We start from the raw sequence: 21,073 nt of genomic DNA on the forward strand, positions 1-21,073 counted from the left end.
CCGGGTGCAGGAAATCAAGCCGGGGCAACGCGACCGACCCACGGTGGCTACCCAGCGTCCGGATCGCGCGATCTTCCGTTTCCTTGACTTCAAGACTTGAACGCGGACTCGCGTCAGGGGGACGATTTCACCAACAGAGGTGAACGCCTTTATGTGCATTCGATCTAGCGGGTTACCCCTCGGTACCGGCCTCGTGTGGCCTATTCAGGGCAGAGAAGTGCCTTCGAAATGGGTATGTTCTCCGGCGTCAGGGCAACCGCGTACGAGGAGACCGACCCGTGCCGTCCCAGCAGAAGTTTGTTTACTCCTTCACCGAAGGAAACAAGGACCTCAAGGATCTTCTTGGCGGCAAGGGCGCGAACCTGGCCGAGATGACCAACCTGGGGCTCCCCGTGCCTCCGGGGTTCACCATCACCACCGAGGCCTGCAAGGTCTTCCTGGACACGGGTAGCGAGCCCACCTCGCTGCACGAGGAGATCAGCGCCCACCTGGACGCCCTCGAGCAGGAGATGGGCAAGAAGCTCGGCCAGGCCGACAACCCGCTCCTGGTCTCCGTCCGTTCCGGTGCCAAGTTCTCCATGCCCGGCATGATGGACACCGTCCTCAACATCGGCCTCTCCGACACCTCGGTGGTCGGCCTCGCCGCTCAGTCGGGCAACGAGCGCTTCGCCTGGGACTCCTACCGCCGCCTGGTCCAGATGTTCGGCAAGACCGTGCTGGGCGTCGACGGCGAGCTGTTCGAGGAGGCCCTCGAAGAGGCCAAGCACGCCAAGGGCACCGTCAACGACCTGGACCTGGACGCTTCCGACCTCCGGGAACTGGTCGAGGTGTTCAAGGGAATCGTCGAGCGCGAGACCGGCCGGGCCTTCCCGCAGGACCCGCGCGAGCAGATGGACCTCGCCATCCACGCCGTCTTCCACTCCTGGAACGGCGACCGCGCCCGGCTGTACCGCCGCCAGGAGCGCATCCCGAACGACCTGGGCACCGCGGTCAACGTCTGCACCATGGTCTTCGGCAACCTCGGCGAGGACTCCGGCACCGGCGTCGCCTTCACCCGCGACCCCTCCACCGGCACCCAGGGCGTCTACGGCGACTACCTGTCCAACGCCCAGGGCGAGGACGTCGTCGCCGGCATCCGCAACACGCTGCAGCTGTCCGAGCTGGAGAAGCTCGACAAGAAGTCGTACGACGAGCTGATGGCGATCATGCAGACGCTGGAGAACCACTACCGCGACCTCTGCGACATCGAGTTCACCATCGAGCGCGGGAAGCTCTGGATGCTGCAGACCCGCGTGGGCAAGCGCACCGCCGCGGCCGCCTTCCGGATCGCCGTCCAGCTGGTCGACCAGGGCCTGATCGACCTGGACGAGGCCCTGATGCGCGTCACCGGCGGCCAGCTGGCCCAGCTGATGTTCCCGCGCTTCGCCCCGACCGCCGAGTCCAAGCAGATCGGCTGGGGCCTGGCGGCCTCGCCCGGCGCCGCGATCGGCAAGGTCGTCTTCGACTCCTACACCGCCGTCAAGTGGTCCCGCTCCGGCGAGAAGGTCATCCTGGTCCGCCGCGAGACCAACCCGGACGACCTGGACGGCATGATCGCAGCCGAGGGCATCCTCACCTCGCGCGGCGGCAAGACCTCGCACGCCGCCGTCGTCGCCCGCGGCATGGGCAAGACCTGTGTCTGCGGCGCCGAGGAGCTGGAGGTCGACACCAAGGGCCGCAAGTTCACCACCGCCGACGGCCTGGTGGTCCACGAGGGCGACGTCGTCTCGATCGACGGCGCCAGCGGCAAGGTCTACCTCGGCGAGGTACCCGTGCTGCCGTCCCCCGTGGTCGAGTACTTCGAGGGCACCCTGCACGCCGGCGCCGACGTCCAGGGAGGACTGGTCCAGGCCGTCCACCGGCTGATGTCGCACGCCGACGGCCGCCGCCGCCTCGCCGTGCGCGCCAACGCGGACAACGCCGAGGACGGCTCGCGCGCCCGCCGCTACGGCGCCCAGGGCATCGGCCTGTGCCGCACCGAGCACATGTTCCTCGGTGAGGAGCGCCGCAAGGAGGTCGAGCACCTGATCCTCGCGGACAACGACAAGGACCGCGAGCTCGCCCTCTCCACCCTGCTGCCGCTGCAGAAGGGCGACTTCCTGGAGCTCTTCCAGGCGATGGACGGCCTGCCCGTCACCGTCCGTCTGCTCGACCCGCCGCTGCACGAGTTCCTGCCCGACATCACCGAGCTGTCGGTGCGCGTCGCCCTCGCCGAGGCCCGCAAAGACCCGAACGAGAACGACCTGCGCCTGCTCCAGGCGGTGCACAAGCTGCACGAGCAGAACCCGATGCTGGGCCTGCGCGGCGTGCGCCTCGGCCTGGTCATCCCCGGCCTGTTCGGCATGCAGGTCCGGGCCATCGCCGAGGCCGCCGCCGAGCGCAAGCTGGCCGGAGGGGACCCGCGCCCCGAGGTGATGATCCCGCTGGTCGGCACCGTCCAGGAGCTGGAGCTGGTCCGCGACGAGTGCGAGCGGGTGCTCGCCGAGGTCGCCCGGTCCACCGGCGTCAAGCTGGACATCAAGCTCGGCACCATGATCGAGCTGCCGCGCGCCGCGGTGACCGCCGGTCAGATCGCCGAGGCCGCCGAGTTCTTCTCCTTCGGCACCAACGACCTGACCCAGACGGTCTGGGGCTTCTCCCGGGACGACGTGGAGGCCTCGTTCTTCACCGCCTACCTGGAGAAGGGCATCTTCGGGGTCTCCCCGTTCGAGACCATCGACCGCGACGGCGTCGGCTCGCTCGTCAAGCACGCCGTCGAGGCCGGCCGGGCCACCCGCCCCGACCTCAAGCTCGGCGTCTGCGGCGAGCACGGCGGCGACCCGGACTCGGTCCACTTCTTCCACGAGGTGGGGCTGGACTACGTCTCCTGCTCCCCCTTCCGCATCCCGGTGGCGCGCCTGGAGGCAGGCCGCGCCGCCATCGAGTCGGCGGGCAGCGACTCGCGCTGAGAGGGTAGGCATCCCCTACTCACGCGCGGGTACGACTGACCGCTTCCCCTCCCGTCGGGAGGGCGTACACCGGAGCTCGGCGCAGGAGAACCGGCGTACGTAACACGGCCGGGCGGGAACGGACAACGGCGTCCGTTCCCGCCCGGCCGTACGTCCTTGTGGTGTCCGTCGGGCGGTGCCCGTCGCGTGGTGTCCGTCATGTGTGGGACACGGCCGTCCGGGCGCGGGCGCCTGCCAAGCTGGACCGCATGACCAGAAGCAAGAGCCCGCTCGTCGTCGTGGCCGTCCTGATCCTGGCCGTGCTCGCCGGGGTCGGGTACCTGCTCGCCGGCAGGGGCGGCAGCACCCACCCCAAGGCCGCCGCGAGCTCCGCCGCCGCGGGCACCTCGGCCCCCAAATCCTCGGCTCCCAAGCCGTCCCCGCCCGCCGGCGGCGCCTGGACGCCCGCCGACCCGGCGCTGGCCGACGTCTGCCGCACCAAGCTGCCCAGCCAGGCCCAGGACACCCTCGCCCTGATCGCCAAGAACGGCCCCTACCCGTACAACCGGGACGGCATCGTCTTCGAGAACCGCGAGAGCCGCCTGCCGAAGAAGGGCAACGGCTACTACCACGAGTTCACCGTGGTCACCCCCGGCTCCAACGACCGAGGCACCCGACGGGTCGTCACCGGCGGCTCGGGCGAGCAGTACTGGTCCCCGGACCACTACGCGACCTTCCAGGAGATCGACCCGCGCTGCTGAGCGCTTGCCTCACAGAAAATACTTTCCAACCTGGAAAGGGTGTGGCACAGTGGAGCCACCGTCACTTTCCGAGGGGGAAACATGAGTGACTCCGCTCCCACCCCGCCGTCCGCCGCCGAGGCACTGCGCCTGGCCGACCGGGCCGGCGCGGCCGCCCGGCGCCCGGGCGAGCTGCCCCGCTGGTACGGGCCGGCCTTCGCCTTCGCCTTCGCCGCCTACGGCCTGGGGATCGGCCACGTCATCGAGACCGGGCAGATCGCCGTGATCGGCGGGCTCGCCGGCGGCTTCGCCGCCCTGACCGGTGGCCTCGCGCGCTTCGCCATGCGCAGCGACGGCATCGTCCGCCGGGGCATGCCGGACGGCATCGGCGGGCCGGTCGCGTCGGCGGTCCTCGCGGTCTGCGCCGCGTCGGGGGCCGCGATGGTGCTCGCCTGGTGGGCCGGCGGCGGCCCGCGCTGGATCGGCGGGACCGCCGGGCTGGCGGCGGGCCTGACCTTCTGGGCGGGCACCAGCCGGCTCAACCGCCGGGTCCGGCGGCTGCAGGAAGCCGGCTGATGCCCACTGCCCTCGACCCGCTGCTCCAGCACGCCACCCGGCTCACTGTGCTCGCCTTCCTCGGTGCCTGCCGGGAGGCCGAGTTCGCCGCCGTCCGGGACCACTGCGAGGTCTCCGACTCCGTCCTCAGCAAGGCCGCCACCGCGCTGGAGGAGGCCGGGTACCTGGTGGTGAAGAAGGGGTACGTCGGCAAGCGCCCGCGCACCTGGCTCGCCGCCACCCGCGAGGGCCGCGCCGCGCTCGCCGCCCACCTCGCCCAACTCCAGCGGCTGGTGGCCGCCGCCGAGGCGGCCGGGGCCCAGCACGCCTGACACTGCGGTGAGTTCACCGCGCCCGCCGCCAGCTGATCCGGCCGTGCGGGCCGTGCGGGCCGGTGGTGACCAGGGCGGTCAGCTCGTGCAGCACCGGCGCCGGGTCGCGCCGCAGCTGGGCCGGGGTGGCGCGCACCACCGGCAGGCCCGCGGCGGTCAGCCGGTTGGCGCGGGCCAGGCCGCGTTCGTGGTCGGACGGGCGCAGGTGGTAGGCGCGGGAGTCGATCTCCAGGGCCACGCAGGCGTGCGGCCAGTAGGCGTCCGGCGCGGCGAGGAACCGGCCGTCCAGGAAGAGCACCGGGTTCCACAGCGGTTCCGGCAGGCCCGCGTGGGCGAGCACCTCGCGGGCCTCGCCCTCCACCACCGAGCGCGCCCCGGCGGTCAGGTCCTCCACCGCCCGGGCCACCTGCGGCAGCGCCAGCGCCCCCGGCCGGGCGAGCAACTGGTCGAGCAGCTCGCCCAGTTCGCAGCGCCGACGCTGCACCGCCTCGGCGCACAGCGCCCGGAACCGGCGCTGCCCGGTCTCCTGCGGCGCCACGTCCGCCAGTGCCCGAGCGACCGTGGCGCTCCACAGCCCGTCGTCCCGCTGGAAGCCTCCCGGCATCGCCCCGGATGCCCGGTGCACCCGGACGAACTCCCGGTCGCCCACCCGGCGTTGGGTCGGAATCAGGACTTCGACCTCGGCCAGGTCGGCCGGGTGCCCGGCGCTCGGCAGCCCGGCCTCCGCCAGCACCGTGAACCCGGTCAGCAGCACCTCTCCGGGCTGCGGCTGCCGCCCTTTCGGGCTCGCGTACGCCAGGGCGGCCCGCAAGCGCTGATGGATCGTCAGTCGCCCGTTCTGCAGGCAGATCACCCGCGGCAGCACCTGCTGCCAGGGCCCGCCGGGCCGCAGCCGGTGGGCGATCGTGCCGGAGGGCACGCCGAGCCGGCGCAGCTGCGCCCGGGTGGCGATGTGCTGCTGGTCGGCGCCGAGCAGGGCGACGGGGTCGAGCGGGTTCGCGCAGGTCATACCCGGGTGCCTGCCCGCCCGGATCGGCGGTATGCGAAACGTCCCTCGCCGGGGGCGTCCCGGAACGGAGGTTGACGGAACGGAAGTTGACGGAACGGCCGCCGACCCGCTGAGCTTGGTCCCACATGATGACCGAACCCAACGGCCCGGCGCTCGACGCGCTCAACGGCCTCTCCGTCGGTGACGCCCTCGGCGCCCAGTTCTTCGTCCCGGAAACCGCCCGGGCCCACTTCACCGGCCGCACCGACCCGCCCGGCCCCTGGCCGTGGACCGACGACACCGAGATGGCCTGCTCGGTGTACGCCGCCCAGCGCGAACGCGGCACCATCGACACCTTCGACCTCACCCACGCCTTCGCCCTCCGCCACGACTTCGACCGCGGCTACGGCCCGGCCGCCAACCGGATGCTCCGGCTGATCCGCGAGGGCGGCGACGCCAAGGCCCTGGCCGCCGAACTCTTCGACGGTCAGGGCTCGTACGGCAACGGCGCCGCGATGCGGGTCGCCCCGCTGGGGGCGGCGTACGCGGACGACCTGGACGAGGTCGTCCGGCTGGCCGCCCGTACGGCGGTGATCACCCACACCCACCCGCAGGCCGTGGACGGCGCGATCGCCGTCGCGGTGGCGGCGGCGATCGCGGTGCGGGCCCGGACCGGGACCATGACGCCGGAGACGTTCCTGGGCGAGGTCGTCTTCCACACGCCGATCGGCGCGGTGCGCAACGGCGTGATCGAGGCGATCGCCCTGCTCGCCGAACCGGACCCGCTGGTCGCCGCGAAGGTCCTCGGCAACGGCAGTCGGACCTCAGCCGCCGACACCGTCCCGTACGCCCTCCGGTGCGCCGCCCGTCACCTGACCGACTACCGGGCGGCCGTATGGGAGGCGATCGCGCCCGGTGGCGACATGGACACCGTGGCCGCGATCACCGGGGGAGTCGTCGCCTCCTGCACCGGCACGCGCGGTATCCCGGCCGAGTGGATGGCCGCCCGCGAACCGCTGCCCGGCTGGGCGTTCCCGGAGCCGGGCGGCGTCACCGGCGGCCGGGGCCGCGCGGACATGCTGGTTCCGCGCTCGCATCCCGTCCCCGACGTGGAGTGGACCGACGAACAGTGGCAGCGCCTCCGGGCCGGGCGGCACACGGACACGCTGGACCACCGCTGGGCGGTGCACACCCGCGAGGGTTCGGTCAGGATCTGCCGCCCCGGGGGCGGCCACCCGGTCTGGGAAGTGGCGGTCACCAGGATCCGTGGTGGCCGGCGTCCGGTTTCGGCGGTCGTCGAGACGAGCCACCACCGGTGGTCCGTGCTGCCCACGGACCCCCACGGCCTGACCACACTGAGCTGGATCCTGAGGACCGCCGCCACCGGCGAACGGTCCGCCCTCAGGCCGTGATCATCAGCTGCCCGGCGCCGCTGCCGCCCTGTCTAAGACACTCCTGGTTGATCGCCGGATCCGGGGCGCTCGGCGAGGTGGCGGCGGCGATCCGCAGCTCGATGATGTCCCGGACGGCGGGCCATTCGGAGTCCAGGATCGAGTAGAACGCGGTCGAGCGCACCACCCCGTCCAGCCCGCGCGAGTGCGCCCGGCGGACGCCCTCGGAGGTCGCGCCGAGCCGCTCGATGGCGGCCCGGGAGCGCAGGTTGCGGGCGTCGGCGCGCAGCGAGATCCGCTGCACGCCCCAGGTCTCGAAGGCGTGCCGGAGCATCAGCAGCTTGGCCTCGGTGTTGATGCCGGTGCCCTGGGCGCGCGGCGAGAGCCAGGTGTTGCCGATCTCCGCGGCGTCGGGGACGGCCGTCGCCGGATCACCGAACGGCACGCCGGGCGTGGGCGGCCACACCAGCGGGCCCTGCCAGTAGTCCAGTTCGAGGAACCGGGTGGAGCCGACCACCCGGCCGTCGGCGACGTTGACCGTCGCGAACGCCATCGACCGCCCCGCGGCCTGGTCGGCGAGGGCCCGCGCGACGTAGTCGCGGGCCGCTTCCAGGCCGTGCGGCACGGCGGTGAAGGCGTAGGTCGTACGGTCCTCGGCGCCGGCCTCGGCGATGGCCTCGGCGTGGTGCGCGGCGAGGGGCTCCAGCCGCACGGTGCGGCCGGTGAGGATGACAGGTACGGGCACGGAACCTTCGGTCCTTCATCGGTCGTAGGGCGCGGTCCGCGCCGGGGTGCGGCACGGGCTGCGGGGTGACTGGCTTCGCCCCGGCCCGGTTTCCGCCTCCGGGTACCCGTGCGCGCCGGAGGGCTTCCGGTCGGGCGGGGCGGGGGCGGCGGCCCGGAACGGGCGGCGCGTGGTGCCGGAACGGACACGGGTCCTCGGACCGGTCCGGCGGGGAGAGCGAGGGGACAGTGTGCGTCCGCGAAATGGCCGAGGAGGAAACGAGAGCGCGAAGGGAAGCAGGCGGCCAGGTGAAGGCAAGATGCGTCGTGGGTGGCTGTCCGAGCAGCGATCCGGGTCGTGGTCGACGGCGTTACGGACGACGTGACGACGACGCGACGATGCGAGGCAGCGAGAGGACGATACCCGCCAGAACGCGGTGCGTCACTTCGCGGCACGCGAATGGCGGTGCGGGCCGCCACCGCGTGCTCCGGACGGGGCGGTTGAACACCCGTGACCAGGGGCTTCTCCTCCGGGTGCGATCATGTTCCGGAGCGGCCGGCGACGGCTGCCGGCCGTGTCGTCGGGCGGGTCGCGCGCCGAGCGGTCGGCCGGAACGGGAATTCCGGCGCGGCCCGGCACGCTGGAGAGGACGAGAAGCCGGTCGGATCGGGACGAGCAGAGAACGGGGTTGGGTGCGCGGTGCGAGACTTCCAGGCGCTGTACGAGCTGGATGAGCGGGGCGTGGCCGCCGTGGCCGAGGCCAACGCGGAGCTGCGTGACACCGGCGCCGGCCTGGTGCTGCTCCACCACTTCGAGGGGTTCATGGACGCCGGCGAGGCCGGCGGCCAGGTGGTGTCCCACCTGCTGGAGACGGGTTCGCCGCAGGTGGTGGCCCGCTTCGACCACGACCGGCTGGTCGACTACCGGGCCCGCCGCCCCGCGATGGTCTTCGACCACGACCACTGGACGGCCTACGACCCGCCGGAGATCCTGCTCCAGCTGGTCCGCGACGCAGCCGGGGCCCCGTTCCTGCTGCTCAGCGGCCCCGAGCCGGACGTCGAGTGGGAGCGCTTCGCGCGCGCCGTCCGTGCGCTGGTCGAGCGCTTCGAGGTGCGGCTCAGCCTGGACTTCCACGGCATCCCGATGGGCGTGCCGCACACCCGCCCGGTCGGCCTGACGCCGCACGGCAACCGGCTCGACCTCGCGCCGGGCTACCCGCAGTGGTTCGAGCAGGCGCAGGTCCCGGGCAGTGCCCAGGCGCTGCTGGAGTACCGGCTGGCAGAGGCCGGGCACGACGTGCTGGGCTTCGCCGTGCACGTCCCGCACTACGTGGCCCGCTCGGCCTACCCGGCCGCCGCCGTGCTGATCCTGGAGGCGGTGCAGTCCGCCAGCGGGCTCGTCCTGCCCGGCACCCGGCTGCGCGAGCGGGTCGGCGAGGTGTACGCCGACATCGAGGAGCAGCTGGCCCAGGGGGACGGCGAGTTGCGCTCGGCGATCCGCGGCATGGAGGGCCAGTACGACGCGGTGGCGGGCGCCGAGGGCCGGGAGAGCCTGCTGGCCGAGCCGGTCGACCTGCCCTCGGCGGAGGAGCTGGGGCGCCGCTTCGAGGAGTTCCTGGCCGAGCACGAGCGCGGCGCGGAGTAGCGGGGTAGCGGGGGCGGGGTGGCGGAGTAGCGGTCCCGCTCCTCCCGGACGGGTGCGGCGCCGACGGGAGTCATCGGCGTCGCCCGTACGTTGGACACGGCGGTGCCCGGGGGACGGGCCGCCGTACGGAGCAGCCCGTGACTCGCACCCCCGGGGGGATGCCATGCCGAGGACCACACGCCCGGCCGTCGTCGTGACGGCCGGGCTCGCCGCCCTGCTGCTGGCCGGACTGGCCGGGTGCAGCGGCGGGGGCGGTGCGGACGGTTCGGACGGTTCGGACCGGGGTTTCGCTGGCGCGCTGCCGGGCCGCGCCCCGGCCGGTGCCACCCCGACGCCGACCCCCACCCCGCCCAGCGGCCCGTACGTGGCGCTCGGCGACTCCTACACCGCCGGGCCGAAGATCGCCCCCCAGGTCGGCGAGCCGGGCGGCTGCGGCCGCTCCGGGGTCAACTACCCCGCGCTGGTGGCGAAGGCGCTCGCCCTGGCGCCCGGGCAGTTCCGGGACGTCAGCTGCAGCGGCGCCCGCACCGGGGACCTGAAGGCGGTGCAGAAGACCGACGACGGGGCCAACCCGGCCCAGCTGGACGCGCTGACCCCGGCCACCCGGCTGGTCACCCTGGGCATCGGCGGGAACGACGCGGGCTTCATGCAGGTCATGACCGAGTGCGCCAAGGACACCCTGGTGGGCGCGGTGAAGGACCTGGTCGGCGGGAAGACCTCGGCCGCGCCCTGCCGGGAGCACTACGCCTCCGGCGGTGCCGACCAGCTGCAGGCCAGGGTGGACGAGGCCGGCGGCAAGGTCGCCGACGTCCTCCGGGAGATCAGGCGCCGTTCCCCGCAGGCCCGGGTGTACGTGGTCGGCTACCCGGCGCTGCTGCCGACCGACCCGGTGAGCTGCGGGCCGGTGCTGGGCACCACCATCGCGGCGGCGGACCTCGGCTTCCTCGCCGAGAAGGAGCGGCAGCTCAACGGGATGCTCAAGCAGCGCGCGGAGGCCGCCGGGGCGGTGTTCGTGGACACCGCCGGGCCGTCGGCCGGACACGACATGTGCGCGGGTGAGGACTCCCGCTGGATCGAGCCGCCGTTCCCGGCCCACGGGCTGACCCCGATCCACCCCAACGCCAAGGGGGAGGAGGCGGTGGCCGGCGTCGTGCTGAAGGCCGTCCGGGGCTGAGCGGGCCGGGTGGGCTGAGCGGGCCGGGTGGGGGCTGACCGGGTTGACCGGGCGGCTCCGGAAGGGGGCCGTTCGGGCACGAGTGGTTCGAGGCGGCCGACATCGGCGCGCCTCCCACGGTTCACGCCCCGGCCCGCACCCCTTCGCGCGCGGCACATCCCGCGTGTCGGCGGTGCGGCGTACCGTGAAGGGTCATATGGATGACACCACGCACCGCCTCGCCGCCCCGATCCCGTACGACCACGCCGCCGAGGCCCGCTGGGTCCCAGAACCGGACAAGCGTCCCGGCCGCACCGCCTTCCAGCGCGACCGCGCCCGGGTACTGCACTCCGCCGCACTGCGCCGACTGGCCGGCACCACCCAGGTGGTCGCCCCGATGCGCAGCGACTTCCCGCGCACCCGGCTCACCCACTCGCTGGAATGCGCCCAGGTCGGGCGGGAACTGGGCGCGGCCCTCGGTTGCGACCCGGACCTGGTGGAGACCGGCTGCCTGGCCCACGACATCGGCCACCCGCCCTTCGGCCACACCGGCGAGGAGGCCCTCGACCAGGCCGCCGAGGCCTGCGGCGGCTTCGAGGGCAACGCCCAGTCGCTGCGCATCCTGACCCGGCTCGAACCCAAGCGCTTCGCGCCCCAGGACGACCAGCCCGCCGCCCGGCTCGCCCCCTGGCCCGGCCGCAGCGTGGGCCTCAACCTGACCAGGGCCGCCCTGGACGCCGCCACCAAGTACCCGTGGACCAAGGGCGCCCACCCCGTCGACCCGGCCTCGCCCAAGTACGGCGTCTACGCCGACGACCTGCCGGTCTTCCGCTGGCTGCGGGCAGGCTCCCCGGCCGGCCGCAAGTGCTTCGAGGCCACCGTCATGGACTGGTCCGACGACGTGGCCTACTCCACCCACGACGTCGAGGACGGCCTCCAGGCCGGCCACATCGACCCGGCCGCGCTGCGCGCCCCCGGCGAGCGCGCCGAACTGTTCAAGGTCGCCAAGCGCTACGCCCCGGACGCCGAGCCGGAGGAGTTGGCCGCCGCGCTGGACCGGCTGCTCGCCCAGGACTGGTGGCCGCAGGCCTACGACGGCACGGCGCGTGCCCGGGCCGGTCTCAAGGACCTCACCAGCCAGCTGATCGGCCGCTTCTGCCTGGCCGCCGAGCAGGCCACCCGGGCCCGCTACGGCCCCGGCCGGCTCACCCGCTACGCCGCCGAGCTGGTGGTGCCGAGGGGCGTCCGGCTGGAGTGCGCGGTGCTCAAGGCGGTCGCCGTCCGCTTCGTCATGATGCGCGACGAGCAGGCCCAGCTGCGGGCCCGCCAGCGGATCGTGATCGCCGAGCTGGCGTACGTCCTGACCCAGCGCGCCCCCGACGGGCTGGACCCGGTGTTCGCCGCGATGTACCACGAGGCCGAGGACGACCGCGCGGCCCTCCGCACGGTCGTCGACCAGATCGCCACCCTGACGGATGCCTCGGCCCTCGCCCTGCACGCCAAACTGGTCGGCGCCGCCTGGGCGTAGCCCGCGGGCCGGACCCCGGCCCCGGACCCCGGCCCGGACGGCCGGCTCGAAACCCCGGCCGCCCCAGTAGACTTCCGGGGTGGCCGGGCGGATCAGGGACGAAGACGTACAGGCGGTGCGCAGCGCACTGCCGATCGACGCGGTGGTCGGCGACTACGTACAGCTCACCAACGGTGGCGGCGGCGAGTACAAGGGCGTCTGCCCCTTCCACGACGAGAAGTCCGCCTCCTTCTACGTCAACCCGGCCAAGGGCGTCTTCCACTGCTTCGGCTGCCAGGAGAACGGCGACACCATCGCCTTCCTGATGAAGATCGAGCACTTCACCTTCGCCGAGGCCGTCGAGCGGATGGCCGCCCAGGCCGGCATCACCCTGCGCTACGAGGAGGGCGGCTACAGCCCCCGCCACCAGCAGGGCGAGCGCACCCGCCTGGTCGAGGCGCACAAGGTGGCGGCGGCTTGGTACCAGGAGCAGCTGGCCTCGCCGGAGGCGGAGATCGGCCGCCGGTTCCTGGCGGAGCGCGGCTTCGACGAGGCGGCCGCCAAGACCTTCGGCGTCGGCTACGCCCCCGCGGGGTGGGAGCACCTGGTCCGCTTCCTGCGCGGCAAGGGCTTCACCGACAAGGAGATCCTCCAGGGCGGCCTGGCCTCGCAGGGCCAGCGCGGTGGCCTGATCGACCGCTTCCGGGGCCGGCTGGTCTGGCCGATCCGGGACATCGCGGGCGAGGTGGTCGGCTTCGGCGCCCGCCGGCTGCGCGAGGACGACAACGGCCCGAAGTACCTGAACACCCCCGAGACGCCCATCTACAAGAAGTCCCACGTGCTGTACGGGATCGACCTGGCGAAGAAGGAGATCGCCAGGTCGGGCCGCGCGGTGGTGGTCGAGGGCTACACCGACGTGATGGCCTGCCACCTGGCCGGGGTCACCTCGGCGGTGGCCACCTGCGGCACCGCCTTCGCCGAGGACCACATCAAGATCATCCGCCGGCTGCTGATGGACACCTCCCAGTACCGGGGCGAGACGGTCTTCACCTTCGACGGCGACGCGGCCGGCCAGAAGGCCGCGCTGCGCGCCTTCGAGGACGACCAGAAGTTCGCCGCCAAGACCTCCATCGCGGTCAGCCCGGGCGGCATGGACCCGTGCGAGCTGCGCCTGGCCCAGGGCGACGAGGCGGTCCGGCAGCTGATCGACAACCCGGTCCCGCTGTTCGAGTTCGCGCTGAACACGGCGGTCTCCAAGCACCGGGTCGAGACGCCCGAGGGGCAGGCCGCGGCCATGGAGGAGGCGGCCCTGATCGTCGCCAAGATCAAGGACCCGTCGATCCGGCACGGCTACGCGATCCGGCTGGCCGGCATGCTCGGCGTCAACCCCGGCGACGAGCAGTTCGTGGTCCGCCGGATCTCCCAGCTGGCCCGCTGGGAGCGGGAGAAGCAGCAGAGCCCCCGCGGCAACGGCCAGCAGCGGCGCACCGAGCAGCCCGTCGCGGCGGCCCGCCCCGCCCAGCCCGCGTTCCGGCTCAACCCGCGCGACCCGGCCCAGTTCGTCGAGCGCGAGCTGCTCAAGCTGGCGCTCCAGTACCCGGACCTGGTCAGTCCGGCCTTCGACCACTACGGCGACGACGAGTTCCCGACCCCGCCGTACACCGCCGTCCGGCAGGCCATCGCCAAGGCCGGCGGCGCCGCGTACGGGGCGACCCTGCCCGACTTCACCAGCGCGGTGCGCGAGGCGGCCCCGGACGACCAGGTGCGCTCGCTGGTGACCGAGCTGACCGTCGAGCCGGTGCGCTCGCTCCGCAAGGCGGACGCGGTCTACGCGGGCGAGTTCCTGGTGAAGCTGCGCCTGTTGGCCGTCGACCGCCGGATCGCCGAGGTCCGCGGCTACCTCCAGCGGCTCGGCCCCCGGGCCGACGCGGAGCAGCTGCACGCGGTGCAGACCGAGCTGTGGCAGCTCCAGCAGTACGGGCAGCAGCTCCGCAGCCGGGGCGCGGCGGCGCTGTAGCCCCGGTGGGCCCGGGGAGCCCTGGAAGTCCTGCGCAGAAAGTCGGCGCACGAGTCTCGGCCACGGAGCGTGGCGTACCGCACACTGGAGGGCGTCCCACCTCCGTACAACGCGGGTCCGCCAGAGTCGCGCCCGCCCCGAGGGGATGCCCGTGGACCGAGGCCTTGCCGCAGCGACCACCGCCACCAGACGAACCGATCCCACCGGACCGCCGGCCCGGGAGCAGGAGACGGACCACGGCCGGGCCGGGGCCGCGTCGCCGGGCGGCGCGCGGATCCCCGCCCAGGGGCTGCCGGAGGGCCACCCCGACAGCCGGGGACCGGAGACCGACCCCGAGGCCGAGCATGCGCCCGAGCCGGAGCCGGAGCATGCGGCCGAGCCGGACGTCGAGCCGGAGGCCGATGACGGCGGCGACGGACCGCCCGAACCCGCCGGGGGCGATGGCCCGGCAGCCGACCTGCTGCGCCAGTACCTGCGCGAGATCGGCCGGATCCGGCTCCTCACCGCCGCCGAGGAGGTCGAGCTGGCCCGCCGGATCGAGGCCGGCCTGTTCGCCGAGGAGCGGCTGGACGGTGATCCACCGCCGTCCGACCCGCTGGCCCGGGAGCTGGACACCCTGGTGGTCCTCGGCCGGACCGCCAAGCGCCGACTGATCGAGGCGAACCTGCGGCTGGTGGTGTCCATTGCAAAGCGCTACGTCGGCCGCGGACTGACCCTGCTCGACCTGGTCCAGGAGGGCAACCTCGGCCTGATCCGGGCGGTGGAGAAGTTCGACTACGCCCGCGGCTACAAGTTCTCGACGTACGCGACCTGGTGGATCCGGCAGGCGATGAGCCGGGCGCTGGCCGACCAGGCCCGGACGATCCGGGTGCCGGTGCACGTGGTCGAGCTGATCAACCGGGTGGTCCGGGTGCAGCGCACCCTGCTGCAGGAACGCGGCCTGGAACCGACCCCGGCCGACATCGCCACCGCCCTGGAACTCACCGAGGTGCGGGTGCGCGAACTGCTCCGGCTGGCCCAGGAGCCGATCTCGCTGCACACCCCGGTCGGTGAGGAGGACGACGTCGCGCTCGGCGACCTGATCGAGGACGCCGACGCCGCCTCGCCCGCCGAGTCCGCGACCTTGCTGCTGCTGCGCCAGCACCTGGACGCGGTGCTGGCCACCCTGGGCGAGCGCGAGCGCCAGGTCGTCCAGCTCCGCTACGGCCTGGACGACGGCCGCCCGCGCACCCTGGAGGAGATCGGCGCGGTGTTCGGCGTGACGAGGGAGCGGATCCGTCAGATCGAGTCCAAGACGCTGGTCAAGCTGCGCGACCACGCCTACTCCGCCCAGCTGCGCGGCTACCTCGACTAGCGGGGATTCACGGGGCCGACGGGCTGGGTGACGGCTGGTCGGTGGGCGGAGCCTGCGACGGCGGGGCCGAGTCGCTCGGCGTCGCCGCCCCGGCCCCGGCGCCCGGGGGAGGAGAGGCGGGGCCGATCGGGATCGGGGTGGAGGCCACCACCGAGGCCAGGTCGGTGACGGTCGAGGTGCAGTCGTGACCGGCGGGCTGGGAGCCGCAGACCTGGAAGCCGACCGAGGGGTCGGCCGCGTTGAGCATCGCCGAGTAGTTGTCGTAGCCCCAGTGGATCATCGCGGTCTCGCTGTCCCCGGTGCTGTCGGTGATCACCGCGTAGTCCTTGGGCTCGCCCTCGGTGATCGCCGCCCAGGCGGCCTGGCAGGTCCGGCTGTACCGGAGGTAGACGACGACCTTGCCGATCACCTGGGTCTGCAGCGTCCGGGCGTCCTTGCCGCAGCCGGTGGTCTTGGGGTCCTTGTGGGCGCAGCCGACGGCCCGGCAGGGCGGGTCGGAGGGGGCGGGCTTGGCGGTGGCCGGGGTGGCGGTCGCGGCCGGTGCGTCGGCCGCCGAGGCCTGGTCGTCGTGCCGGCTGACCCGCAGGCCGACCAGCACCAGCAGCAGCCCCAGCAGCACCGCTCCGGAGACCAGCGCCGCCGGGCGCCGCCACCACGCGACAGCGGCCTCGGGAGCCTCCTCGGCCGTCGGCACCGGTTCACCGGCGGGCTCGGCCGCCGTCCGGGCCGACGGTCCTTCGACGGTCTCAGCAGTGGGCTCGTCAGTGGTGGGCTCCTCGGCGTCGGCCACTTCCGCGTCGGCCACCTCGGCGCCGGCCACCTCGGGGGTGCGTTCCGTCGCCCGCCGCCACAGCCGCCGCAGCGCCGCCGCGTCGCAGTCCACCGCCCCGATCAGCGCCTCCAGCGCCTGCTCGGTGACCACCCGCTTGCCGTTCAGCCAGCGCTCCCAGGAGGCTCGGCTGTAGTGGGTGCGGCCGGCCAGCTCGGACAGCGAGAGTCCGGCGGTGTCCTTGATCGTCCGGAGTTCCTCCGCCAGCAGCCGTGCGGGCTCTGACAGCTCCTCGGGCAGGTCCTTCCAGGCGGAAGCCAATACTCGACCCTCCATGACTCGCGAGACGGGACGACGGTGGACGGGGCGGGAGGGTGCGCGCGCCCGGTCCGGCCGTTCGGTGTCTCCCCTTCTCCAACCCCAGCGGCCCGGCGTCCCAAACTCCAGGTCATGGCGTTGGGACGGACGGAAGTGTCTCACAACCCCCCGAACCGTCGACCAGTCACCTGTCCGTCGTGCAGAGTTCTTCTCGCCGGTGCGTTCCGCCGCCCCGGCCGCTTCGTTCGGGCCCGGCCGGTTCGGCCGTGCCGGCCCGACACGAGGTCCCGGACACCCCCACCGGTCGGGGCAGCCTCGCGGGGGGAGGCTGCCCCGACCGACCGGGACCACTCGGCGGGAGGGCGCTTCCTCTGCGCCCTCCCGCCGCGGCATTTCCGGGCCGCCCTACGGCCTTCCGGCCGTCGGCGGCCCGCTACGCGGAGGCCGCCTCCGGGTGGACCTGGTCCCGGGCGGCGCGGTACTGCTGGCGCACCGCCGAACCGATCGCCAGGTCCTGCTCGCCGCCGGGTTCGACCGTCTCGGCATCCGGCAGCTCCCACTCCGGCGGCTCCGCGGTGCCCGCCAGCGCCCAGGCGGCCTGCCGGGCGGCGCCGCGGGCGGCGTGGGCGCCCGGCGGGGGCACCACGACCGGGACGCCGAACAGCATCGGGGCGGCGTGCCGTACGGCCGGCAGCCGGCCGGCCGCGCCGAGCAGGAACACCCGCTTGATCTCGACGCCCTGGGCGCGCAGCACGTCCAGGGCGTCGGCGGTGTTGCACAGCATGCCCTCGACGGCGGCCCTGGCCAGGTGCTGAGGGGTCATCGCCTCGGCCCGCAGACCGGTCAGGGTGCCGGCGGCGTGCGGCAGCGCGGGGGTGCGCTCGCCGTCCAGGTAGGGGAGCAGCACCAGGCCGTAGGCGCCGGGGGAGGAGTGCAGGGCGAGGTCGCTCAGGCCGTCCAGGTCCGTGCCCAGCAGGGCGGCGGTGGAGCGCAGCACCTGGGCGGCGTTGAGGGTGGCGACCATCGGCAGGTGGCGGCCGCTCGCGTCGGCGAAGGAGGAGACCAGGCCGGAGGCGTCCACCACGGCCTTCTCGTGCACCGCGAAGATCGTCCCGGCGCTGCCAAGCGAGACCACCGCGTCGCCCGGGCGGAGGCCGAGGCCCAGGGCGGCGGCCATGTTGTCGCCGGTGCCGGCCGAGATCAGCAGGCCTTCGGGGGTGTGCCCGGCGGGTTCGGCGGGGCCGAGCACGTCCGGCAGCCTGAGCTCGTGGCCGAGCGCAAGCTCGACCAGGTCCTGCCGGTACTCGCCGGTGATCGGGGACCAGTAGCCGGTGCCGGAGGCGTCACCGCGGTCGGTGGTGCGGCGCTTGGGGTGGCCGAGCAGCTGCCACACCAGCCAGTCGTGCGGCAGCAGCACCTCGGCGACCCGGCGGGCGTTGACGGGCTCGAACTCGGCCAGCCAGCGCAGCTTGGCGATGGTGTACGTCGGGCTGGGCACCGCGCCGATCGCGGCGGTCCAGGCGGCCGGTCCGCCGAGGGCGTCCAGCAGCTTGGCGGCGGCGCCGCCGGAGCGCGGGTCGTTCCACAGGATCGCGGGCCGGACCAGCACCCCGCCCGCGTCGAGGCCGATCATGCCGTGCTGCTGCGCGCTGACGCCGATCGCCCGGACGCCCTCCAGCAGGCCGCCGGCCGCGGCGTCGCCGAGCGAGTGCAGCCAGACCTGCGGGTCGGTCTCGCCGGGGCGGAGGCCCTGGTCCTCGGGGACGGGGTGCGGCGCCTTGCCGGAGCGGAGGACGGCGCCGGTGTCGGTGTCGCACGCGACGATCCTGGTGCGGTTGGTCGAGCTGTCTATCCCCGCGACGATGGCCATGTCGAGATCATGCCTCAGCCCGGCCCGGTACGCGTCCGGGCCGGGTGAGCCGTTGCCGGTTCGGGACCCCGCGTTGGGGTCTCCTTTGCTCTGGCCTCACCGCCCCGTCACGGGCGGAAGGTACCCCAGCCGTCGTCCTCCGTCCGGGACCGGCTGAAGTACGGCACCCGGTCGGTGACCGCGTTCGGCAGTCGGTCCCCGACCCGGTCCGCGACGGCGCCGGCCGCCTTCCCGGCCACCGCGCCGGCCTGCTGCCGCGCCCGGTCGGCCGCTCCCTGGACCGCGGGGTTCCGGGCGATCTGCCGGGTGACCTTGCTGATCTGTTCGTAGCGCTGGCGCCCGGCCCGCGAGCCGAGGACGTAGCCGGCCGCGAAACCCACAGCCAACGACAGCTTCCACATGATCGGACCCACCCTCTCCTGGCGGCCTTCTGCCGCATTGCCCTACCCGTTGCTCGGGACGGTGAACCGTCCGCCTTCCCCAGCATCCCCGGGTGTCGTCGGGGGCGCGCGCGGGGCACGCCGGACCGGCGGTCCGGGGCGGCCGGGGAAAGCGATTGGCGGACCACCCCCCCGAGTGCGCTAATGTATGTCCCGCAGCGAGCGCCGAGGAGCCCGGGAGACGGGGGCCGAGGCGGAAGCCGATCCCCCATAGCTCAATTGGCAGAGCAGCCGACTGTTAATCGGCAGGTTATTGGTTCGAGTCCAATTGGGGGAGCTCAGGAGGAGCGCTCTTCGGGAGCCCGATTCCTGTGCGTGGTACGGAAGTTGAGTACCGCGATCCCGCATAGCTCAATTGGCAGAGCAGCCGGCTGTTAACCGGCAGGTTATTGGTTCGAGTCCAATTGCGGGAGCTGCACCGGGTCCGCCCGGTGACTGCTCAGAGCGAAGGCCCCTCGGACGACCGGGGGGCCTTCGTGTTGCCCGGGAGGGTGTCGCGTGCGTCACTCCGGGGCGCGCCGCCCCGGGGCCCGCGGGTTCAGGTGGTCGCCCTCCGGTAGAGGTCGGAGACCCGCTGGTCGAAGGCGACGCTGTACGAGGTGCCCGGGGTCTCTCCGCCCTCCTGGTAGCCGCCGATCACGCCGACCACCGCGCCGTCGGCGGTCACCCATGGGCTGCCGCTGGTGCCGTCGGTGTAGCCGCCGCAGTCGAAGCGTTCCTGGGTGGCGCTCTGCGACTTGGTGCGGACCGAGCAGGTGATCGGCTCGTCGCTCTCGTTGGGGTAGCCGGTCACGGAGACCGCCAGTCCGACGCCCCGGCCGGTGCCGAGCGGGTTGCCGCCGACCGCGTCCTCGACCTGTCGGCCGTCGACCGGGCGGACGGTGACGAAGGCCACGTCGTAGTCGGGGTCGTCGTCCGAGGCCCAGCGCGGATCGACGGTGATCGACTCCACCTCCCAACTCCCGTACGGGGAGTACCCGTTGCGGTAGCCGGGGGTGAACACCAGGCCGTCCAGCAGGCCGACCCGCTGGTTCTGCACGCAGTGCGCGGCGGTGACCAGCAGGTTGTGCCCGGGGCTGTGCACCACGCTCGCGGTGCAGGCCCGGGAGCCCTGCGGGCCGTGGACGGACAGGGTGCCGATCCGGTCGCGGGCCGGGCTCTGCTGGGCGACCTCGGCGTTCGGCGACGCGTCCGCGCCGCCGCCGCACGCGGTGCCGGAGGCCAGCAGCAGGGCGGCCAGCGCGGTCGCTCCGGCCGCACGCGGGGGCGGCACCGGGCGGGGGGCCATCGGCGCTCCGTCTCGTTCCTCGGGGCGGGCATCCGGGCCGTGCGTTCCGCCGTTCGAGAGGAAGATCTACCAGGCCGTGCCCGGCAGCGCCACCGCCGGCTGTTCGACCGGGGCCCGTCCCGTCCCCGTCAGCCGGTGGCCCGGTCGTAGAGGGCCTGGACCCGGTCGCCGAAGTAGCTGCTGTACGAGGTGTTCGGGCTGTCGCCGCCCTCCTGGTAGCCGCCGATCACACCGACCACGGTGCCGGTCCTGGTGCTCGGGTCGAAGTCGGTGACCCACGGGCTGCCGCTGGTGCCGCCGGTGTAGTCGGGGCAGTCGATCCGCAGCTGGGTGGCGCTCTGCTCGGTGGTGGTGTTGGAGCAGGTGATCGGGACGTCACTGCTGCCCGGGTAGCCGGTGATCCGCACCGGGAGCTGGTAACCGCGGTTGACGCCGAGCTTGTTGGCACCGAGCACCTGCTGCACCTGCTGCCCGTTCTGGGCCTGGACGACCGCGAAGGCGACGTCCACGTCCGGGTCGGCGTGGTCCTTCCAACCGTCGTCCACCGTGACGGACACCAGCGGCCACACGCCGCTCGGGGTGTCGCCGTTGCGGTAGCCGGGGACGAAGACCAGGTCGCTGCGCCGGCCGATCTTCGGGTCCCAGACGCAGTGGGCGGCGGTGACGATGAGGTTGAGCCCCGCGCTGTCCACCACGCTGGCGGTGCAGAAGTGGTCGCCGCCGGCGTTGCGGGTGAACACCGCGCCGACCAGGCCGTTGAGCACGGTGGGCTTGGCGGTGCGGGTGACCCCGGTGTGCCGGCCGGCCGCCCCCCGGAAGCGCTTCTTGGTCCAGCCGTGGCCGTTCGCGGTGTCGGTCGGCGGTGCCGAGGTGACCGTCGGGGCGATGCTGCCGGGCTGCGCCGCGGTGGTGCAACTTGCCGCCGCGAGCGCCAGCACCAGGGCCGCGGCCGCCGCTCCCGTCCCACGCCTCGTCATCGGCCCAGGCTGCCCTGTCCGGCCCCTCGCCCGCCACCCG

General features: G+C 73.6%; 17 protein-coding genes and 2 tRNA genes. 12 read left to right on the forward strand and 7 right to left on the reverse strand.

Annotation, left to right across the window (positions count from 1 at the left end; translation table 11 throughout):
- Nucleotides 1–278: 278 nt before the first annotated feature.
- The 4 genes from ppdK to BOQ63_RS30005 all read left to right on the forward strand — a co-directional run bounded on the left by ppdK (nt 279) and on the right by BOQ63_RS30005 (nt 4,593).
- A complete protein-coding gene (ppdK, locus tag BOQ63_RS29990; RefSeq protein ID WP_030287631.1) occupies nt 279–2,987 on the forward strand; it encodes a pyruvate, phosphate dikinase in 2,709 nt (902 codons plus the stop codon).
- 248 nt (nt 2,988–3,235) lie between these two features.
- Complete coding sequence (locus BOQ63_RS29995) at nt 3,236–3,727, forward strand: ribonuclease (protein ID WP_072656383.1); 492 nt, start codon at nt 3,236–3,238, stop codon at nt 3,725–3,727.
- A gap of 81 nt (nt 3,728–3,808) precedes the next feature.
- Nucleotides 3,809–4,282 carry a hypothetical protein gene (locus tag BOQ63_RS30000; protein ID WP_030287627.1) on the forward strand — a complete coding sequence of 158 codons (474 nt, stop codon included), beginning with the start codon at nt 3,809–3,811 and terminating at the stop codon, nt 4,280–4,282.
- Nucleotides 4,282–4,593: a transcriptional regulator gene (locus BOQ63_RS30005; protein WP_030287625.1), complete on the forward strand. Its 312-nt coding sequence runs from the start codon at nt 4,282–4,284 to the stop codon at nt 4,591–4,593. Before BOQ63_RS30000 ends, BOQ63_RS30005 begins: the two co-directional genes overlap by 1 nt.
- Nucleotides 4,594–4,606: 13 nt before the next feature.
- Here the strand turns inward: BOQ63_RS30005 and BOQ63_RS30010 are convergent, their stop codons facing one another.
- The gene (locus BOQ63_RS30010; protein ID WP_051747105.1) at nt 4,607–5,602 is read right to left on the reverse strand and encodes a putative endonuclease domain-containing protein; all 996 of its coding nucleotides are present in this window, start codon (nt 5,600–5,602) and stop codon (nt 4,607–4,609) included.
- Nucleotides 5,603–5,727: 125 nt separating this feature from the next.
- Here BOQ63_RS30010 and BOQ63_RS30015 point away from each other — a divergent pair, with 125 nt between their 5' ends.
- Complete coding sequence (locus BOQ63_RS30015) at nt 5,728–6,993, forward strand: ADP-ribosylglycohydrolase family protein (protein ID WP_072655254.1); 1,266 nt, start codon at nt 5,728–5,730, stop codon at nt 6,991–6,993.
- Here BOQ63_RS30015 and BOQ63_RS30020 read toward each other — a convergent pair.
- Nucleotides 6,983–7,717, reverse strand: a complete 735-nt coding sequence (locus BOQ63_RS30020; protein WP_033348951.1) for a GNAT family N-acetyltransferase — start codon at nt 7,715–7,717, stop codon at nt 6,983–6,985. The two genes, BOQ63_RS30015 and BOQ63_RS30020, sit on opposite strands and share 11 nt — an antisense overlap.
- A 678-nt stretch (nt 7,718–8,395) precedes the next feature.
- Here BOQ63_RS30020 and BOQ63_RS30025 point away from each other — a divergent pair.
- The 5 genes from BOQ63_RS30025 to BOQ63_RS30045 all read left to right on the forward strand — a co-directional run bounded on the left by BOQ63_RS30025 (nt 8,396) and on the right by BOQ63_RS30045 (nt 15,371).
- The gene (locus BOQ63_RS30025) at nt 8,396–9,340 is read left to right on the forward strand and encodes a PAC2 family protein (protein WP_030287616.1); all 945 of its coding nucleotides are present in this window, start codon (nt 8,396–8,398) and stop codon (nt 9,338–9,340) included.
- Between the two features lie 163 nt (nt 9,341–9,503).
- A complete protein-coding gene (locus BOQ63_RS30030) occupies nt 9,504–10,514 on the forward strand; it encodes an SGNH/GDSL hydrolase family protein (RefSeq protein ID WP_051747104.1) in 1,011 nt (336 codons plus the stop codon).
- Nucleotides 10,515–10,710: 196 nt separating this feature from the next.
- Nucleotides 10,711–12,021, forward strand: coding sequence for a deoxyguanosinetriphosphate triphosphohydrolase (locus BOQ63_RS30035; protein WP_072655255.1), 1,311 nt, complete (start codon nt 10,711–10,713; stop codon nt 12,019–12,021).
- Between the two features lie 79 nt (nt 12,022–12,100).
- Nucleotides 12,101–14,017: a DNA primase gene (gene dnaG / locus BOQ63_RS30040; protein WP_072655256.1), complete on the forward strand. Its 1,917-nt coding sequence runs from the start codon at nt 12,101–12,103 to the stop codon at nt 14,015–14,017.
- A gap of 145 nt (nt 14,018–14,162) precedes the next feature.
- Nucleotides 14,163–15,371 (forward strand): RNA polymerase sigma factor, encoded by a 1,209-nt coding sequence (locus tag BOQ63_RS30045; protein ID WP_078867500.1) that lies wholly within the window; start codon nt 14,163–14,165, stop codon nt 15,369–15,371.
- A 7-nt stretch (nt 15,372–15,378) separates the two neighbouring features.
- Here the strand turns inward: BOQ63_RS30045 and BOQ63_RS30050 are convergent, their stop codons facing one another.
- From BOQ63_RS30050 to BOQ63_RS30060, 3 genes are all read right to left on the reverse strand, one after another.
- Entirely contained in the window at nt 15,379–16,461 is a 1,083-nt protein-coding gene (locus BOQ63_RS30050; protein ID WP_072655257.1) for a helix-turn-helix domain-containing protein, read from the reverse strand.
- 430 nt (nt 16,462–16,891) lie between these two features.
- Nucleotides 16,892–18,328, reverse strand: a complete 1,437-nt coding sequence (locus tag BOQ63_RS30055; protein WP_030287604.1) for an FGGY family carbohydrate kinase — start codon at nt 18,326–18,328, stop codon at nt 16,892–16,894.
- A gap of 107 nt (nt 18,329–18,435) precedes the next feature.
- Nucleotides 18,436–18,732, reverse strand: coding sequence for a hypothetical protein (locus BOQ63_RS30060; RefSeq protein WP_033349027.1), 297 nt, complete (start codon nt 18,730–18,732; stop codon nt 18,436–18,438).
- A gap of 240 nt (nt 18,733–18,972) precedes the next feature.
- On the opposite strand from BOQ63_RS30060, the gene BOQ63_RS30065 reads away from it, so the two are divergent.
- Both BOQ63_RS30065 and BOQ63_RS30070 read left to right on the forward strand, forming a co-directional pair.
- Nucleotides 18,973–19,045 (forward strand) — tRNA-Asn (locus tag BOQ63_RS30065).
- A 63-nt stretch (nt 19,046–19,108) separates the two neighbouring features.
- Nucleotides 19,109–19,181 (forward strand) — tRNA-Asn (locus BOQ63_RS30070).
- A 125-nt stretch (nt 19,182–19,306) separates the two neighbouring features.
- Here the strand turns inward: BOQ63_RS30070 and BOQ63_RS30075 are convergent.
- Both BOQ63_RS30075 and BOQ63_RS30080 read right to left on the reverse strand, forming a co-directional pair.
- Nucleotides 19,307–20,056, reverse strand: coding sequence for a trypsin-like serine peptidase (locus tag BOQ63_RS30075; RefSeq protein ID WP_050366802.1), 750 nt, complete (start codon nt 20,054–20,056; stop codon nt 19,307–19,309).
- A 128-nt stretch (nt 20,057–20,184) separates the two neighbouring features.
- Nucleotides 20,185–21,033, reverse strand: coding sequence for a trypsin-like serine peptidase (locus tag BOQ63_RS30080; protein ID WP_072655258.1), 849 nt, complete (start codon nt 21,031–21,033; stop codon nt 20,185–20,187).
- Between the last annotated feature and the right edge of the window lie 40 nt (nt 21,034–21,073).

Source organism: Streptomyces viridifaciens (assembly GCF_001888885.2).
Lineage (GTDB): Bacteria > Actinomycetota > Actinomycetes > Streptomycetales > Streptomycetaceae > Kitasatospora > Kitasatospora aureofaciens.

Excerpts from the sequence above, each read along its gene's own strand:
- BOQ63_RS30015 (WP_072655254.1), top strand. The coding sequence starts at position 5,728 with ATGATGACCGAACCCAACGGCCCGGCGCTCGACGCGCTCAACGGCCTC.
- BOQ63_RS29995 (WP_072656383.1), top strand. The coding sequence starts at position 3,236 with ATGACCAGAAGCAAGAGCCCGCTCGTCGTCGTGGCCGTCCTGATCCTG.
- BOQ63_RS30075 (WP_050366802.1), bottom strand. The coding sequence starts at position 20,056 with ATGGCCCCCCGCCCGGTGCCGCCCCCGCGTGCGGCCGGAGCGACCGCG.
- BOQ63_RS30035 (WP_072655255.1), top strand. The coding sequence starts at position 10,711 with ATGGATGACACCACGCACCGCCTCGCCGCCCCGATCCCGTACGACCAC.
- BOQ63_RS30080 (WP_072655258.1), bottom strand. The coding sequence starts at position 21,033 with ATGACGAGGCGTGGGACGGGAGCGGCGGCCGCGGCCCTGGTGCTGGCG.
- BOQ63_RS30045 (WP_078867500.1), top strand. The coding sequence starts at position 14,163 with ATGCCCGTGGACCGAGGCCTTGCCGCAGCGACCACCGCCACCAGACGA.
- BOQ63_RS30000 (WP_030287627.1), top strand. The coding sequence starts at position 3,809 with ATGAGTGACTCCGCTCCCACCCCGCCGTCCGCCGCCGAGGCACTGCGC.
- BOQ63_RS30005 (WP_030287625.1), top strand. The coding sequence starts at position 4,282 with ATGCCCACTGCCCTCGACCCGCTGCTCCAGCACGCCACCCGGCTCACT.
- BOQ63_RS30030 (WP_051747104.1), top strand. The coding sequence starts at position 9,504 with ATGCCGAGGACCACACGCCCGGCCGTCGTCGTGACGGCCGGGCTCGCC.
- BOQ63_RS30010 (WP_051747105.1), bottom strand. The coding sequence starts at position 5,602 with ATGACCTGCGCGAACCCGCTCGACCCCGTCGCCCTGCTCGGCGCCGAC.
- BOQ63_RS30055 (WP_030287604.1), bottom strand. The coding sequence starts at position 18,328 with ATGGCCATCGTCGCGGGGATAGACAGCTCGACCAACCGCACCAGGATC.